The organism is Micromonospora sp. NPDC048909, from assembly GCF_040649635.1.
Lineage (GTDB): Bacteria > Actinomycetota > Actinomycetes > Mycobacteriales > Micromonosporaceae > Micromonospora.
In genome coordinates this window covers 438228-454391 of sequence record NZ_JBEZFU010000003.1, presented here as the reverse complement: position 1 = coordinate 454391, position 16164 = coordinate 438228, and the positions used below count along the sequence as shown (strand labels likewise).

The following is a 16164-nucleotide window of genomic DNA, read 5'->3' as shown; positions in this document are numbered from 1 at the left end:
CGCACCGCTCTTGCGAAGCACCCTGGGGCGTCTGCCAGTATGTCCCAATGCCCCAGCAGCAGTCCTCCCCTCTCGCGTTCTTCGATAACGCGAACTCGCAACCCGACTTCACCGTTGGCCTGCGCGGCTACAACGTCGGACAGGTCGATGACTTCATCGGTCGGCTGACCGCCGCGCTGACCCAGTCCGAGCAGGCCCGTGCCGAGGCCGAACAGCGGATGAACGACGCACAGCGTCGGCTCCGCCAGGCCGAGCAGCGCATGAGCGCGCTGGAGCAGAAGCTCGCCGAGACCAACAAGCAGCTCGAGGAGAACAGCCGGCCGACCCTCTCCGGCCTCGGCACCCGCGTCGAGCAGATCCTCCGGCTGGCCGAGGAGCAGGCCAACGACCACCGCAACGAGGCGAAGCGCGAGTCGGAGGGCATCCTCTCCGCCGCCCGCCTCGAGGCGCGTGAGATCACCGACAAGGCCCGCGCCGAGGCCGCCGCGATGAAGGCCACCGCCGAGCGGGAGGCGGGCAACCTGCGCACCGCCGCCGAGCGGGAGGCGGCGGAGGTCCGCGTCCAGGCCCGACGGGAGGCCGACACGCTGCGCGCCGACGCCGACCGCGAGACCAAGCAGCTGCGTACGGTCACCGCGCACGAGGTGGCCGAGCTGAAGTCCACCGTCGAGCGGGAGGTGGCCACCCTCCGGGCCACCGCCGAGCGTGAGATCACCCAGCAGCGGGCCAAGGCCGCTCGCGAGGCCGAGGAGAAGCGCGCCGAGGCGACGAAGCTGCTCACCGACGCCCGCGACAAGCGCGACAAGGACCTGCAGGCCCTGGAGCTGCAGCTCGCCGAGCGCCGCGAGAAGGCCGAGCGCGAGGAGTCCGAGCGGCACGCCGCGCAGGTGGCGCAGACCCAGAAGCTGGTCAGCGAGGCCGAGCAGCGGGCCCGGGCCGCCCAGGAGCGGGCGAAGGAGATCGAGCAGCGCGCCGAGGCCCGCCGGGTCGAGTCGGAGCGCACCGCTGTCGAGACGGTGGAGAAGGCCAAGGCGCTCTCGGAGAAGACCCTCAACGAGGCGAAGAGCGAGTCGCAGCGCCTGCTCAACGAGGCGCGCACCGAGGCGGAGCTGACCACGCAGGCGGCCCGCCGCGAGGTCGAGGACCTCACCCGGCAGAAGGACGCGGTCACCTCGCAGCTCGGTCAGATGCTCTCCGGGCTCGCCGGCATCGTCCCGGGCGTGCCGCCCGCGCAGGCCGCTCCCGCCGCGGCCGCCAAGCCGGAGGCCGACAAGGCCGACGGCGGCAAGGTGGCCGCGGAGACGGCCAGCTGACCCATCGCCAGGCCGGGGCATGACACGGCGCGGGGCGGCACCGGACGACCGGTGCCGCCCCGCGCCGTACGCGTTTCCCGACCCTACGTAGCCGTCGGCGCGACCGGAGTGAAGTAGCTCCCAAGAGGGGCGTCCGTATCGCCCCAGCAGAGGCCGATGCGTGTGAGGATGGGGGCATGTCGCACGGCGAGGAACTGTTCGCACTCGGCGGGGACGTGGCAACGGAGCCCAGCTTCGAGTCCGCTCTGCGGGGATACGAGAAGAAGCAGGTCGACCGCTACGTCGCCCGCGCGGAACACGAGATCACGACCCTCGCGGCGGAACGGGAACAGGCGTACACACAGATCCACAAGCTGGCCGGCCAGGTCGAGGTGCTCCAGCGGGATCTCGCCCAGGTGCGCAAGCAGGTCGGGGTGGTGGACCGCGCCTCGTTCCGGCACCTCGGCCCCCGGGTCGAGCAGATCCTCACCATGGCCGAGGAGCAGGCCGACGAGATCGTCAGCGCCGCCAACCAGGAGATCGAGTCTCGCCGGGCCGCCGCCGAGCACATCATCGAGGATGCTCGCGAGCAGGCTGCGAAGGCGCTGAAGGACTTCGAGATCGCCCTCGCCGCCCGACGCGCGGAGGAGGAGCGGCTGAGCGCCGCCCGCCGGGTCGAGTCGGAGGCCGCGCTGCGGTCGGCCAAGGAGGAGGCTGCGAAGCTGCGCCGGACCGCGCAGGACGAGTTGGCCCGGGCACAGCAGGAGGCCACCCAGCTGCGGGAGACGGCCAAGGAAATCCACACCCGGGCCCAGCAGGAGTCCACGAAGCTGCGCGAGGCCGCCCGGGAGACGCTGGCCAAGGCGCAGCAGGAGGCGACCCAGCTGCGCGACGCCGCCAAGGAGGTGCACGCCAGCGCCCAGCAGGAAGCCAAGCGACTCGTCGACCAGGCGACCGAGGCCGGGCGGGCCACCCACGCCAAGGCGCAGCGGGAGGCCAAGCAGATCATCGACGACGCGTCGATGGCCGGCCGGGCCACCCGGGCCAAGGCTCAGCAGGAAGCGGAGCGGCTCACCACCCAGGCGGCCGAGTCGGCCAAGCGCAACCGCACCGAGACCGAGGCGTACGTCCAGCGGATGCGCACCGAGACCGAGGCGTACGTGCAGCAGGCGCGGGCGCAGACCCAGCAGGAGCTGGGCGCCTGGCGGGCCGGGGTGGAGCAGGAGGTGAACTCCCGCCGGGAGGCCGCCGACCGCGAGCTGGCTCAGCGCCGCGCCGCCGCCGAGCAGGAGTTCGCCAAGCGCCGCGACGAGCTGGAGAAGAAGTACACCGCCCGCCAGCAGGAGCTGGAGAACGGCTTCACCGGCCGGCAGAAGGAGCTGGAGACGGGTTACGCCAGCCGGAAGCAGGAGCTGGAGTCCACCTTCACCTCCCGGCGGGACCAGCTGGAGGCCGAGTACACGGCCCGCAAGAACGAGATCGAGCAGGGCGCCGACCAGATCCGGCAGACCGCCGAGCGGGACGCCGCCACCCTGCGGCAGCAGGCCGAGGAGCAGTCCACCGAACTGCTGCGCCAGGCTGAGACGGAGTCGGCCGAGAAGCGCCGCACGGCCGACGAGCACGTCGCCACGTCCCGGCGGCAGTTCGAGGAGTACGCGGCGACGACTCAGCAGCACCTGGCCACCACCCAGCAGCACCTGGCCGCGACCCAGCAGGAGGCGGCAGCCGGCCGGCAGCAGCTCGCCCAGGTGATGCTGGAGATCGCCCAGGCCCAGCAGCAGCTCGCCGACCTGCGGCAGGAGACCTGGAAGTCCCGGCAGGAGTTCGACGACGTCCAGCGGCAGCTCACCGAGGTGCGGATGCAGGGCGCCACCGGGCCGGGCGGCACCGACGGACCGACGTCACCGGCCCCGGCGGGAACCGTCGGCCCCGCGTCGGCCGCCGGACCGGCCGTGGCGGCCCGGCCGGTCGAACCCGGGCGGGGTAAGAGCGCCGACCCGACGGCCAAGCCGGCCGGCACCCGATCGGGTGACCCGAAGGCGGAGCCGGGCGCCGGCCAGCCGGTCGGGGCGACGGCGAAGTCCGCCGACAGCACGGCCCAGCCGGGCGCCACGACGGCGCAGCCCGGCGGCGGCGCCGGCACCGCCGGCGCGACGGCGGAGCCGGCCACCGCCGAGGGCGAACCGGCACCGGAGGGGGCCGGCGAGTCGAAGGCCCGGCCGGTGGCGGAGCCGGTGACCACGGTGGACGACGGCGCCTCCGGCGCGGCCGTGGACGGCGAGCCGACGGTGGCCGCGGTGCCCGGCGAGGGCGGTCGGGGCGCCACCCCCACGAAGATCACCAGCACCGGTGAGAACGGTAAGCGGCCCAGCAAGCCGACCACCGACGAGCGCGCCGCCAAGCCCAGCACCGTCACCGTCGAGAAGGACTGACCGCGGGCGACCCGCTTCGGCGAGGGGAGCTTCGTTGTCTCCGAGCGTGATACCGCTGAGTCATCTTTATGCCTCAGCGGTATCACGCTCAAGATGACATCCGGTGCCCAGCCGAACTCCAGGTTCGACATGCTGCGAGGCGGAAGCGGGTCGGCTGGCTGGGCGGGCGGCCAGTAGTCTCCCGGGCAGGGCCGAAAGGCCGGCGTGGGCCGGCTGGACGGAATGGGGCGGCCAGGCCGCCGGATTCGCCGGAGGACGTGGTGACGCAGGACGGGCCGACGACCGACGGACCGGGCCCGGAGCGCGCTGGCCCGCCGGACCCCGCCGACCCGGAGCCGGCCGGGGCGCGTCGACACACCCCCGACCCGCGCACCCAGGACCCACCGCACCCCGTGGCGCCGGCGTCCGCCGGCGGGTCGGCGGACGATCCGGTCGACCCGCCACCGGCCACCGGTTCGGGCCGGTTCGGACCACCGGGGCGGCCCCTGCGCCGCAGCAGCTTCCTGGTCGGCTTCACCGGGGCGCTCGGTGTGCTGCTGGCGTACACCCTCTATCTCGGCGTGCGCAACGCCGCCGGCATCCTGGTCCTGGTGGTGATCGCGCTCTTCCTCGCGGTCGGCCTCTACCCGGCGGTGGCCCGGCTGCGCTCCTGGGGCCTGCCGCACGGGCTGGCCGTGGCGCTGGTCACCACCGCCGTGGTGCTTCTGCTCTGCGGCGGGGTGGTCGCGCTGGTGCCGCCGATCGTCACCCAGTCCGGTCAGTTCGTCGAGCAACTCCCGAGCTACGTCGAGGATCTGCGCCGCAGCGAGACGGTCAACGACCTGGTCGAGCGGTACGACCTCGTGCAGCGGGTGCAGGGCGCGGTGAACGCGGACACCCTGAGCCGGGCCCTCGGTGGGGTGCTCGGCGGGGCGCAACTGATCTTCGGCACCATCTTCCGGATCCTGACCGTACTGGTGCTGACCATCTACTTCCTGGCCTACTTCAACCGGCTGCGGTCCCTGGGCTACGCCCTGGTGCCCCAGTCCCGGCGGGAGCGGGTGCAGCTGATCGGCGACGAGATCCTGGCCAAGGTAGGCGCCTACATGGTCGGCGCGCTGAGCATCGCGGTGCTGGCCGGCGTGAGCACGTTCATCTTCGCGCTGATCGTCGGGTTGGCGTACCCGATCGCGCTGGCCGTGGTGGTCGCGGTGACCGACCTGATCCCGCAGATCGGTGCCACCCTCGGCGCGGTGATCGTGAGCCTGGTCGGCTTCGCCACCGACCTCCCGGCCGGCGTCGCCTGCGTGGTCTTCTTCCTGATCTACCAGCAGGTGGAGAACTACCTCATCTACCCGAAGGTGATGCGCCGCTCGGTCGAGGTCAACGAGGTGGCCGCCCTGCTCGCGGCGCTGCTCGGGGTGGCGCTGATCGGCGTGGTGGGCGCGCTCATCGCCATTCCCACGGTGGCCGCCATCCAGCTCATCCTGCGCGAGGTGGTGCTGCCCCGGCAGCAGTCGCGGTGAGGCCGGTCAGCCGGCCTTCGCCTGCGGCGGGCCGGGCACCGGCCGGTCCGCGAACGACGCGACCGTCCGGTCCGCGTACGCGCTGACGTCGCCGGTCTCCATCGGGCCGTCCCAGGTGGTGGGCAGCGGCACCGCGACGGCCGGATTCACCCGGCGAACCACCTCGTCGAGCACCCGCTCGGCGTCACCGACCCAGAGGTGCTTCGCCCCCGGCACGCCCACGACCTCGGCCTGCGGCACCGCCGCGAACCGCTCCCGGGCCTCGTCCGGGCGCAGGTAGTCGTCGAACTCGGGCACCAGCGCCACCAGCGGGCGACCGGAGTTCGCCCAGCTCGTCAGGTCCTCGGGGGCGGAGTAGCGCAGCGGCGGCGAGAGCAGGATCGCGCCGGAGATAGCCGGGTCGCAGCCGTACTTCAGGGCCAGATCGGTGCCGAACGACCAACCGAGCAGCCAGATGTTCGGCAGCTCGTGGAACTCGGCGTACTCGATCGCAGCGGCCACGTCGTAGCGCTCGCCGACCGCGTTGTCGAACGCGCCCTCGCTGGTCCCACGCATGCTGCTGGTGCCCCGGGTGTTCAACCGGAGCACCGCGAGGTCTGCCAGCGCGGGCAGCCGCCAGGCCGCCTTGCGGAACACGTGGCTGTCCATCATCCCGCCGTGCGTGGGCAGCGGGTGCAGGCAGACCAGGGTGGCCACCGGCGCCCGGTCGACCGGGCGGGCCAGCTCGCCGACGAGCCGGAGCCCGTCCGCGGTGTGCAGCTCGATGTCCTCCCGGTGCCCGGGGAGGATGGACGACGCGCGGATCGGTGTGCTCACCGCTCAAGTCTGGCGCGAAGTCGCCGCTGCCGCCCGTCCGGCCGCGAACAGGGTGATCCAGATCGCTCAGCCGTAGCGCGGGGCGCTACGCCCGCGCTGGATCGCCGGGCCGCGCCGGTCCCGGGCCCGCCAGCAGCCGCTGTGCCAGTGCCGGCGGTCGGTCAGGTCACCCCGACCGTCCGCCGGCCAGGCGACCAGGTGCGCCACCCCGGGACGGATCTCCTGCTCACAGCCGGGGCAGCGGTAGGTCTTGACCGACGCACCGCCGCTGATCCCGCGTACCTGCCACTCGCCGTCGCGCCACTGCTGGACCGACTCGACGCCCTGGCGGGCCCGGTCGGCGTCCAGGTGGGCGGCGTCGTCCCGGCGGGGACGGTTGCGACGAGGACTCACGTAGCCAAGATTACGGTCACTGCCAGGTGGTCGGCTCGCCAAGGTCGTCGGCCACCCGGAGCCCGCCGATCAGCGTATCGACCTCCGCGTCGGTGGGGGGCCGCTGCCAGCGGTTCTCGTGCCCCATCAACAGGTGGGTGTGCGGGATGCCGAGCACGTACCAGAAGTCACCCATGTCGAACACCGGCCGGCCGGCGACAGTGCGGTTGGCCTTCTGCCGGTTGTCCCGAGAACTCGTCGAGTAGTCGAGGCGTACCGGCATGATGGCCTTGGCGTCGAGCGCGACGGTCAGCACCGCCGTGGTCCGGTCCACAGCCTGCACGGGCACCGGCGGAGTCGGTGTCTTCGCCATCGTCACGACGCGGGGCCAGGCCAGCTCCCGGGTCGCCACCTCGCACTCGGTGATCCGGGCACCCCGGGGCAGGGCGGTCAGCCGGATCGGCGCGACGCAGCGGCGCGCCTCGTCGAACCGCAGTGCCGCCGCCACCCGGCGTACCTCGGCGTCGGTGTCGCCCAACGTGGCGGCCCGGGCGTAGAGGCCCGGGACCGGCTGCCAGCGCAGCACCCAGCCCTTGGTGACCCGGTCGAGCCGGTGCGCCAGCCCCTGGTACATCAAGGCGTAGTCGGCTCGGCGGGAGGCGTCACGATCGTTGCTCTCGGTGCGGCCGTTCAGCTGCCCGATGCCGACGTCATGAAGCTGGCTCGAGTCGCCGATCTCGGCCACCCAGGGGTCAGCAGCGATGACGACCATCGCCTGGCGGCCGCCGCCGAGGTCCAGCCGCATGCTCTCGACGCCGGCCGCGGAGCGCCAGGCCACCACCTCGGCCGCCGCCGGGTCGACCCCGAAGTGCAGCAGCCCCGGATCGGTGCCGACCAGGTCGGCCCGGGCGGCCGCACCCGGCACCCCCGGCGCCCGGGGCGGGGTGACCACGGTCGGGCTGGGCGTCACGGCCGGCGTCGGCAGGGCCGACGACGGCGTTCGCAGGGCCACGCCGGCGCCCAGCGCGACCGCGACACCGAGCGCGGCGCCCAGCACCGCTCGCCGACGGCGCCGACGGGCCCGTCCCCCGTTCACCGCGGCCGTCACCAGCCGATTGGTGTCCACGGGCCCGTCGGCGTGGTCCCGCAGCGCCCGAGTGATCCGCTCGTCGAGGTCGGTCACGACCGGCTCCCGTTCGTCATCGGGACGCCGTGGCGCTCCCGCAGCTGGCTGAGCGCCCGCATCGCGTGGGTGCGGACGGTGACCGGGGAGCAGCCCAGGATCTGGGCGATGGTGGCGTCGTCGAGGTCCTCGTAGTAACGGAGCACGAGCACCGCCCGCTGGCGGTCGGGCAGGCCGAGGATCAGCCGCCACATCTCGTCCCGGTCGGCGGTCTCGCCGCCCAGGTCGCCCCGGCCGGGCCGTTCGGCGAACTCGGCGGTGGCCAGTTCGCGGCTGGACCGGCGGCGCCACCAGGAGGTGTTGGCGTTGACCAGCATCCGGCGCACGTACACGTCCGGCCGGTCGGCCCGGCCGATCCGCCGCCAGTGCACGTAGGCGCGCGCCAGCACGTCCTGGGTGAGGTCCTCGGCCCGGTGCTCGTCACCGGTCAGCAGCCGGGCCAGCCGGACGAGCGCCGGCCCGCGGCTGCTGACGTACTCCTCGAAGGTCACACCAGTCAGACGCCGTCACCGGTGCCGGCTGTTGACACCGGTCAGCGGTGGGTGTGGTCCCGGAAGCCCCGGCCGGTCTTGCGGCCCAGATAACCGGCGGTGACCAGGTGCTCCAGCAGCGGCGCGGGGGCGAAGCCGGGCTCGCGCAGCTCCAGGTAGAGCTCCCGCTGAATGGCCAGCGAGACGTCCAGGCCGACCACGTCGAGCAGCTCGAACGGGCCCATCGGATAGCCGCAGCCGAGCTTCATCGCGTGGTCGATGTCGTCGGCGGTCGAGTAGCTCGCCTCCAGCATCTTCACCGCGTCGTTCAGGTAGGGGAAGAGCAGCGCGTTGACGATGAACCCCGAGCGGTCCCCGCAGACCACGGCGGTCTTGCCGAGCGCGGCGCAGACCGCGCGGGCGGTGGCGGTGGCCTCCGGCGAGGTACGGATGGTCCGCACCACCTCGACCAGCGGCATGATCGGGGCCGGGTTGAAGAAGTGCAACCCGACCACGTCGGCCGGCCGCTGGGTGGCCATCGCCACGTCGATCACCGGCAGCGAGGACGTGGTGGTGGCGAGCACGACACCCGGCTTGCAGATCTCGTCCAGGCTGGCGAAGAGCGCCTTCTTCACGCTCAGTTCCTCGACCACCGCCTCGACCACCAGGTCGACGTCGGCGAGGTGGTCGAGCGTCGCCGACCAGGTGATCCGGCCGAGCGCGGTGTCCCGGTCGTCCTCGCTGAGCTTGCCGCGCACCACGCCCTTGTTGAGCGAGGTCTTCACCGCCTCACAGACCCGCCCGGACTTCTCCGCGCCCCGGGTCACCGAGACCACCTCGTAGCCGGCCTTGGCGAAGACCTCGATGATGCCGGTGGCCATCGTCCCGGAGCCGACCACACCCACCTTCGCGATGGCGCGGGCGCCGTCGGCGAGCGCGGCACCGGTGGCGACCGGCGTCGCCTCGTCCGGCACGACCACCGGGGAGCCGGGCCGCTCGTAGGTGTAGAAGCCCCGGCCGGACTTGCGGCCGAGCAGCCCGGCGGTGACCATCTGCTTGATCAGCGGCACCGGTGCGTGCCGGCGGTCCCGCCCGCCGCGCCGGTACATGGTGTCCAGAATCTCGTACGCGGTGTCCAGGCCGATCAGGTCCATCAGCGCCAGCGGGCCCATCGGCAGGCCGCAGCCGAGCTTCATCGCGGCGTCGATGTCCTCCCGGCTGGCGTAGTGCGACTCGAACATGCCGACCGCGTGGTTGAGATAGCCGAAGAGCAGCGCGTTGGCGATGAAGCCGGCGCGGTCGTTGATGGTGACGTCGACCTTGCCGAGCCGGGCGCAGAGCGCCTCCACGTCGGCGACCACCTCGGCCGAGGTGACCACGGTCCGGACCACCTCGACCAGCTTCATCACCGGGGCCGGATTGAAGAAGTGGATGCCGATGACCTGGTTGGGCCGGTGCGTGGCGACGGAGATCTCGGTGACGCTCAACGAGGAGGTGTTGGTGGCCAGGATCGCCTCGGGCTTGCAGACCCGGTCCAGCTCGGCGAAGATCCGCTGCTTGAGGTCGAGGTGCTCGGGCACCGCCTCGATGACCAGGTCGACCGAGTGCAGAGCGTCCAGCCCGACCGCGAAGTGCACCCGGCTGAGCAGCGCGTCGCGGTCCGCCGGGTCGAGCTTGCCCTTGGCGACCGCCCGGTCGGTGGAGCGGGTCAGGGTCACCCGGCCGCGCTCCACGGCCGGCTCGGAGATCTCCACCGCGACGACGTCGATGCCGTTGCGGGCGAAGACCTCGACGATGCCGGCACCCATGGTGCCCAGTCCCACCACACCGATGGTGTTGAACTCGCGCGCCACGACCGGCCTCCCCAAAGGCTCCGCACGGCCACTTGAACGGCCGCTAAGGTTATGCGCGCGAGTCTGCCACGTGACGTTCGGTTGTCGAGACGCCGTGGCATATTTCACCCACCGCGCCCGCGCCCGACCATGCCACCCGGCCACGACCGCTCCGGGCTCGGGCGCCCGGCTTCGGGTGGGCTCGGGCGGCCCGGGTCCGGGGGCGGTCAGACGGCCGGAACGGCGGCCAGCGCCAGCAGCTCGGCCACGAATTCGGCGGGCCGCTCCAGGTGCGGGCTGTGCCCACAGCCCGGGAGCACCACCTCGCGGTACGCGCCACCGGCGGCCGCGTACCGGTCCAGCACCGCCCGGGTCTGGCCGATCATCGGCTGCGGCGGGCACTGGGCCTCGCCGGGCCAGCCGGGCAGCACGCCCAGCGAGCCGAGGTAGGCCAGGTCGAAGAGCGAGGTGTCCGAGACGATCACGTCGGAGTCGCCGCGTACCCAGGTGACCGGCGGCTTCTCGGCGACCTCGACCAGCTCGTCGGCGACCCGGAAGTACGTCGGCGCGAGAGCGTTGAGCACCCCGCGCTCGCCGGGCGCGGTGCCCGGCCAGTTCGCCGAGGCGACCGCGGTGCCGGGGTAGTTGTCGTCCCCGGTCGCGGTGGAGAGCACGGTGTCCAGCAGCAGCTCCTCGTCCGCACCGAGCGAGGCCGGGTCCGCGACGTAGGTGGCCCGCAGCACGTTGCGGGGGCTGGCCTGGGCGTCGTCGCCGCGGTCCTGGGCGGCCAGCCGGGCGACGAAGTCGGGGTTGGCGGTGCCCGCGCCGGTACCGGCGAAGTCCGGCGTGGTCGGGGTGCCGGCCACGTCGCGGGTGCCGCCGAAGCCGTACGGGGAGACCGGGGCGGCGAGCAGCAGTCCGGCCACCCGGTGCGGGTGGTCGACGAGCAGCTGCATCGCCACCCCACCGCCGAGCGAGTGCCCGACCACCACCGGGCGGGCGTCGGCGGCGAAGAGGTCAGGTTCGTCGAGCAGGGCGGCGACGTCGTCGGCGAAGTCGCGCAGGCCCCGGGTGGCGTCCACCGGGCCGGTCTGCGTGTCGCCGTAGCCACGCAGGTCGGGTGCGACCACCCGGAGCGTGTGCGGCAGCCGCCGTACCAGCGGCTCCCAGAAGGCGGCCGACGAGCAGTTGCCGTGCACCAGCAGCACCGGCACGCCGTCCGGCGGCCCGGCCACCCGTACCGCCTGGGTGATGCCGTTCGCCGTGACGATCCGCTGCTCGGTCTCCATCCGGCGCATGCTGCCAGCTCGCCGGAGGCTGGTCCATGTGGCCCGTCCCCACCCCGCGGCGGCCCCTGGTGTGGCGGGCGGCCGGGTCGGCGCCCGGCTCAGCGCAGCGCGGTCGGCGGCGTCGCCAGCGGCAGCGGCAGCGTGGGCCGGTGGTCCCGGCGGGGCGGGCCGAAGCTGATCCCGACCGGGTCGGTGAGCGCCACACCCGGGTCGAAGAAGCGCAGCTCGGTGCGGCCGAGGCGGATCACGTCGCCGTCGGCGAGCCGCGTCACGGCGCTGATCCGCTGGTCGTTCAGCCAGGTGCCGTTGGTCGAGTCGAGGTCGCGCAGCGAGGCGCCGTCGGGTGCCAGCCAGACCTCGGCGTGTCGCCGGCTCAGATGCGGGTCGTGGACGACCACGTCGACCGTCGGGGCCCGGCCGATCACCTGTGGATGGAGGCCCAGCCGGAAGCTCGCCCCGCGCATCGGGCCGCCGGCGACCGTCAACAGCGGCAACAGTTCGGAACGCTCCTCCATGGACCCCTCAGCCCTCTACGTGGCATCGTCACTCCGCGCGTCAGCCTGCCATCAGACGGTAGTCGCCATCCACCGCCGCGCGGCCACCTCCGCGCCACCGGCCGGACACCTTCCGTTCCCCGATTCGGGCGGCCGGGCCGGAGACCTCCATCCTGTCGCCGCGGCGGCCCAGCGCCGGTCGGACGCGCCGCGGGATGCCACATTTCGGCCGTTCGTCGCCCTACCAGCGAGTAATCTTCGGGTCTAGACTTCCGCCATGACGGCTGTGCATGTCCCGGGCGCCCCGGTCATCTCCGACGGCATGCTGGTCTCCACCAGCCCCGCCACCGGCGCCGAGGCCGGGCGGTTCCCGGTCGCCACCGCCGCCGAGGTGGCGGCGACGGTCGAGCGGGCCCGCGTCGCCGGGCAGTGGTGGGCCGGGCTCGGCTTCGCCGGCCGCCGGGCGCGGCTGCTGCGCTGGCGGGCCCTGCTGGCCCAGCGGATCGAGCAGCTCGCCGAACTGGTGCACGTCGAGGGTGGCAAGCCGGTCGCCGACGCCATCGTCGAGATCGTCACCGCGATCGAGCACATCGACTGGGCCGCCCGCAACGCCCGCCGGGTGCTCGGCCCGCGTCGGGTCCGCTCCCGGCTGATCCTCGCCGAGTTCTCCGGCCACCTGGAATACCAGCCGCACGGGGTGGTCGGCGTAATCGGCCCGTGGAACTACCCGGTCTTCACCCCGATCGGCTCCACCGCCTACGCGCTGGCGGCCGGCAACGCGGTGGTCCTCAAACCCAGCGAGTACACGCCCGCCGTTGGCCAGTGGCTGGTGGACAGCTTCGCCGAGGTGGTGCCGGAACAGCCGGTCCTCGTCGCGGTGCACGGTCTCGGCGACGTCGGGGCGGCGCTCTGTCGCTCCGGGGTCGGCAAGGTGGCCTTCACCGGCTCCACGGCCACCGCGAAGAAGGTGATGGCCGCCTGCGCCGAGTCGCTGATGCCGGTGCTGCTGGAGGCGGGCGGCAAGGACGCCATGATCGTCGACGCGGACGCCGACCTGGACGCTGCCGCCGAGGCCTGCGTCTGGGGCGGGTTGACCAACGCCGGGCAGACCTGCATCGGCATCGAGCGGGTCTACGCGGTCGAGCCGGTCTTCGACGCCTTCGTCGAGAAGGTGGTCGCCCGGGCCGGCCGGCTGACCGTCGGCCCGGACGGCGCCGACCTCGGCCCGATCACCATGCCCGACCAGCTCGCCGTGATCCGCCGGCACATCGACGACGCGCTGGCCCGGGGCGGGCGGGCGGTCCTGGGCGGCGCGGACGCGGTGCAGCCGCCCTACGTACGGCCGACGGTGCTCGTCGACGTCCCGGAAGATTCGGCCGCCATCCAGGAGGAGACGTTCGGCCCGACGCTGACCATCAACCGGGTCCGCGACGCCGACGAGGCCGTCGCCAGGGCCAACGCCCTGCCGTACGGCCTGGGCGGCTCGGTCTTCGGTCGACGGCAGGCGGTGGCGATCGCCCGGCGGCTGCGCTCGGGGATGGCCTCGGTCAACTCGACCCTCACCTTCGCCGGGATGTCCACGCTGCCGTTCGGCGGGGTCGGTGACTCCGGCTTCGGCCGGATCCACGGCGAGGACGGGCTGCGCGAGTTCGGCCGGGCCAAGGCGATCACCCGGCGGCGGGCCCGTTCGCTGCTGCCCTCGATGACCTTCGAACGCACCCCGGGCGACGTGGCCCGACTCGTCAAGGCGATCAAGGTGATGTACGGCAGGTGAGCGCCGGACCGCCGATCAGAACAGGGTCGCCGGACCGCCGATCAGAACAGGGTCGCCGGACCGCCGATCAGAACAGGGTCAGCTCGTCGCGCTCGATGCCGCGCAGCTTGTCGTAGTCGACGACCACGCAGCGGATCCCCCGGTCGGTGGCGAGCACCCGCGCCTGTGGCTTGATCTCCTGCGCGGCGAACACCCCGGTGACCGGGGCGAGCAGCGGATCACGGTTCATCAGTTCGAGGTAGCGGGTGAGCTGCTCGACCCCGTCGATCTCGCCGCGCCGCTTCACCTCGACGGCGACCGCCCGGGAGTCGGCGTCCCGGCAGAGCAGGTCCACCGGGCCGATGGCGGTCATGTACTCCCGACGGACCAGCGTGAACCCCTCGCCCAGGGTGCCCGGGTTGGCGGCTAGCAGCTCCTGGAGGTGCGCCTCCACGCCGTCCTTGCGCAGCCCCGGGTCGATGCCCAGCTCGTACGAGGTGTCCTGGAAGATCTCTTCGAGGGTGATCCGCAGCTCCTCGCCGGCCTTGTTGACCACCCGCCACACTCCCGGCGCCTCTTCCAGCCGGCAGGGCGGGCTCATCCAGTTGAGCGGCTTGTACGCACGGTCGTCGGCGTGGATGGAGACCGACCCGTCGGCCTTCACCATGAGCAACCGGGTCGCCGGCGGCAGGTGCGCCGAGAGTCGTCCGACATAGTCCACCGAGCACTTCGCAATGACCAACCGCACCCGACGAGGGTAGCGGAGCGGCCGGCGATCGCCACCGAGCGGCACTGGCGCGCCGATGGGATGCTGAGACCGTGCTCGAACTCCTCACCGGAACCGGCCTCGCCGCCTCGGCGGGACTGAACGCCTACATCCCGCTGCTCATCATGGGTCTGCTCGCCCGGTACACCGATCTGGTCGACCTGCCGGGTGGCTGGTCCTGGCTCGGGAACGGCTGGGTCATCGCCATCCTGGCGGTGCTGCTCGCCGTCGAGGTGGTCGCCGACAAGGTGCCGGTGGTCGACCACGTCAACGACGTGGTGCAGACCGTGGTCCGGCCGACCGCGGGAGGCCTGGCCTTCGGCGCGGGCTCGACCGCGGAGACGGTCACGGTGAGCGACCCGGGCAGCTTCTTCTCCTCGCACCAGTGGGTGCCGGTGGCGACCGGCGTGCTCATCGCCTTCGGCGTGCACCTGCTCAAGTCGGCAGCTCGGCCGGTCATCAACGCGACCACCGCCGGGGTCGGCGCCCCGGTGGCCAGCACCGCCGAGGACGCGACCAGCGCGCTGATGTCGGTCGTCGCGATCCTGCTGCCGGTGCTGGTGCTGCTCTTCCTGGCTGGGCTGGTGGTCTTCGTCTTCTGGTTCCGGCGCCGCCGCGCCGATCGCCGCCGGGAACGACAGGCGGCCCGGGCTGCCGGCTTCCGCGTCTGACTCTGACGGCCGCCGTCGGCCCGGGCGCGTAATCCGCCACGACACGCGAAGACGCCGCTGGCCGGCACCCGTGTCAGGGTGCCGGCCAGCGGTCAGGTCATGCGATGTGGTTGTCAGCTGTTCCAGTACTGGGCGACGAGGTCGGCGGCCTGCTGCTCCCACTGGGCGTAGGCGTCCGGGTAGGCCGACACCTGCACCGTCTGCGCGGCCTCGGTCAGCGGCATGTCCTGCCACCCGTCGACCTGCTTGAGACCCTTCTGGAACGCCATCGTCGAGTACTCAGGATCGGTGATCTGCTCCGGGGTGCCCCAACCACTGGAGGGGCGCTGCTGGAACAGACCCAACGAGTCATGATCATTCATGTCGCCGAGGTGGCCGAGGTTCTCCAGCTTCGACTCCTGCAGGCTCGTGGCGATCGAGATGACCGCGGCCCGCTCGTCCAGACCCGACTTCTTCGTCGCGGCGATGATCGCCTTCACATTCTGGGTCTGCTCGTCGTTCAGATCGATGTGCGACTGGCTGCCCTGCACGCCGTGCGGGATCAGCTTGGCGGTGTCCACAGCCGGCTTGTCGGCCTGCAGCACCGCGACGGGCTTGGTGTCGACCGGCTGCGCGTTGTGCGCCGCGATCGGACCACCGATCACACCACCGGCGAAAGCCAGACCAGCAATACCGATAACGCTCTTACGCATGATCGTGTTCATGGGAAAGCTCCAATTCGGGGGTAGACACCCACAGCCGACGGGGGTCGGCGTTCACGCGCGGGTGTGAAGCACCTCGACAGGGCGCTCATGAATCAATGGGGGAAAGTCTTTCGGCCGGGCCACACGTCAGGGGCTCATCGACCAGGCGATCCGACGTGCGAGGCGGGGGCCTCGCGGTGCCGGGACCAGATGTAACGACCGGCGGCCCGCCGTCATTCCGGGGGCCAGGCCCTCGCCGCCGACCGGATCAACCGGTGACCACGGGGCTGCTACCTCGGCCGTCGCGGATATTCAACGACGCCCGGCCACCCATCATTCCGGCCCCGGGATGCCCCCGCTCACACCGCAAACGGGTGCAATCCGCCCAGGTAACACCGGACCGCACGGCAACCCGCGCCCCGGAAACGGACACTCGCCCCAGGTGTCGCCTGCCTGCCTCGGCCAGAGCCAGGCTTCCTTGATCGCCTCGGGTTCGAGGAAGGCCGGCGTATCCCGGCGACCCGGACAGCCCCGACATCCGTCGGAGCCGGGTCGGATCGGGGACGGCGCGGACATCGGGGCCACCACGGGACGGCTGGCGCTGCC

Annotated in this window: 14 protein-coding genes; 5 read left to right on the top strand and 9 right to left on the bottom strand. The window is 72.6% G+C overall.

Annotated elements, in window-relative coordinates; genetic code table 11:
- Positions 1-47 precede the first annotated feature (47 nt).
- From AB0C04_RS11435 to AB0C04_RS11425, 3 genes are all read left to right on the top strand, one after another.
- Positions 48-1313 (top strand): cell division protein DivIVA, encoded by a 1266-nt coding sequence (locus tag AB0C04_RS11435; protein WP_357051797.1) that lies wholly within the window; start codon positions 48-50, stop codon positions 1311-1313.
- 176 nt (positions 1314-1489) lie between these two features.
- Positions 1490-3724: a hypothetical protein gene (locus AB0C04_RS11430; RefSeq protein ID WP_357051794.1), complete on the top strand. Its 2235-nt coding sequence runs from the start codon at positions 1490-1492 to the stop codon at positions 3722-3724.
- 392 nt (positions 3725-4116) lie between these two features.
- Positions 4117-5229, top strand: coding sequence for an AI-2E family transporter (locus tag AB0C04_RS11425; protein WP_357052253.1), 1113 nt, complete (start codon positions 4117-4119; stop codon positions 5227-5229).
- A 6-nt stretch (positions 5230-5235) separates the two neighbouring features.
- Here the strand turns inward: AB0C04_RS11425 and AB0C04_RS11420 are convergent, their stop codons facing one another.
- The 7 genes from AB0C04_RS11420 to AB0C04_RS11390 form a co-directional block, all read right to left on the bottom strand.
- On the bottom strand, positions 5236-6045 hold the full coding sequence (locus AB0C04_RS11420) for an alpha/beta hydrolase (RefSeq protein ID WP_357051791.1): 810 nt from the start codon (positions 6043-6045) through the stop codon (positions 5236-5238).
- 66 nt (positions 6046-6111) lie between these two features.
- Positions 6112-6438 (bottom strand): hypothetical protein, encoded by a 327-nt coding sequence (locus AB0C04_RS11415; protein WP_357051788.1) that lies wholly within the window; start codon positions 6436-6438, stop codon positions 6112-6114.
- 16 nt (positions 6439-6454) lie between these two features.
- Positions 6455-7600, bottom strand: coding sequence for a hypothetical protein (locus AB0C04_RS11410; protein WP_357051785.1), 1146 nt, complete (start codon positions 7598-7600; stop codon positions 6455-6457).
- Entirely contained in the window at positions 7597-8091 is a 495-nt protein-coding gene (locus AB0C04_RS11405) for a SigE family RNA polymerase sigma factor (RefSeq protein WP_357051782.1), read from the bottom strand. Before AB0C04_RS11405 ends, AB0C04_RS11410 begins: the two co-directional genes overlap by 4 nt.
- A 41-nt stretch (positions 8092-8132) precedes the next feature.
- Positions 8133-9923 carry a 3-hydroxybutyryl-CoA dehydrogenase gene (locus tag AB0C04_RS11400; RefSeq protein ID WP_357051779.1) on the bottom strand — a complete coding sequence of 597 codons (1791 nt, stop codon included), beginning with the start codon at positions 9921-9923 and terminating at the stop codon, positions 8133-8135.
- Between the two features lie 206 nt (positions 9924-10129).
- Positions 10130-11191 carry an alpha/beta hydrolase gene (locus tag AB0C04_RS11395; RefSeq protein WP_357051777.1) on the bottom strand — a complete coding sequence of 354 codons (1062 nt, stop codon included), beginning with the start codon at positions 11189-11191 and terminating at the stop codon, positions 10130-10132.
- Between the two features lie 98 nt (positions 11192-11289).
- Complete coding sequence (locus tag AB0C04_RS11390; protein WP_357051774.1) at positions 11290-11706, bottom strand: FHA domain-containing protein; 417 nt, start codon at positions 11704-11706, stop codon at positions 11290-11292.
- A 256-nt stretch (positions 11707-11962) separates the two neighbouring features.
- Here AB0C04_RS11390 and AB0C04_RS11385 point away from each other — a divergent pair, with 256 nt between their 5' ends.
- Positions 11963-13459 carry an aldehyde dehydrogenase family protein gene (locus AB0C04_RS11385; protein WP_357051771.1) on the top strand — a complete coding sequence of 499 codons (1497 nt, stop codon included), beginning with the start codon at positions 11963-11965 and terminating at the stop codon, positions 13457-13459.
- A 67-nt stretch (positions 13460-13526) separates the two neighbouring features.
- Here the strand turns inward: AB0C04_RS11385 and nucS are convergent, their stop codons facing one another.
- The gene (gene nucS / locus AB0C04_RS11380) at positions 13527-14186 is read right to left on the bottom strand and encodes an endonuclease NucS (RefSeq protein ID WP_350871845.1); all 660 of its coding nucleotides are present in this window, start codon (positions 14184-14186) and stop codon (positions 13527-13529) included.
- Between the two features lie 71 nt (positions 14187-14257).
- Here nucS and AB0C04_RS11375 point away from each other — a divergent pair, with 71 nt between their 5' ends.
- Positions 14258-14875 carry a DUF4126 domain-containing protein gene (locus tag AB0C04_RS11375; RefSeq protein WP_350871844.1) on the top strand — a complete coding sequence of 206 codons (618 nt, stop codon included), beginning with the start codon at positions 14258-14260 and terminating at the stop codon, positions 14873-14875.
- A 113-nt stretch (positions 14876-14988) separates the two neighbouring features.
- Here AB0C04_RS11375 and AB0C04_RS11370 read toward each other — a convergent pair whose 3' ends face one another.
- Positions 14989-15579 carry a hypothetical protein gene (locus tag AB0C04_RS11370; protein WP_357051767.1) on the bottom strand — a complete coding sequence of 197 codons (591 nt, stop codon included), beginning with the start codon at positions 15577-15579 and terminating at the stop codon, positions 14989-14991.
- Between the last annotated feature and the right edge of the window lie 585 nt (positions 15580-16164).

What these genes read in the sequence shown, in the direction of transcription:
- AB0C04_RS11435 (WP_357051797.1), top strand. Translation starts at nt 48, where the DNA reads ATGCCCCAGCAGCAGTCCTCCCCTCTCGCGTTCTTCGATAACGCGAAC.
- AB0C04_RS11390 (WP_357051774.1), bottom strand. Translation starts at nt 11,706, where the DNA reads ATGGAGGAGCGTTCCGAACTGTTGCCGCTGTTGACGGTCGCCGGCGGC.
- AB0C04_RS11395 (WP_357051777.1), bottom strand. Translation starts at nt 11,191, where the DNA reads ATGGAGACCGAGCAGCGGATCGTCACGGCGAACGGCATCACCCAGGCG.
- AB0C04_RS11385 (WP_357051771.1), top strand. Translation starts at nt 11,963, where the DNA reads ATGACGGCTGTGCATGTCCCGGGCGCCCCGGTCATCTCCGACGGCATG.
- AB0C04_RS11430 (WP_357051794.1), top strand. Translation starts at nt 1,490, where the DNA reads ATGTCGCACGGCGAGGAACTGTTCGCACTCGGCGGGGACGTGGCAACG.
- AB0C04_RS11370 (WP_357051767.1), bottom strand. Translation starts at nt 15,579, where the DNA reads ATGAACACGATCATGCGTAAGAGCGTTATCGGTATTGCTGGTCTGGCT.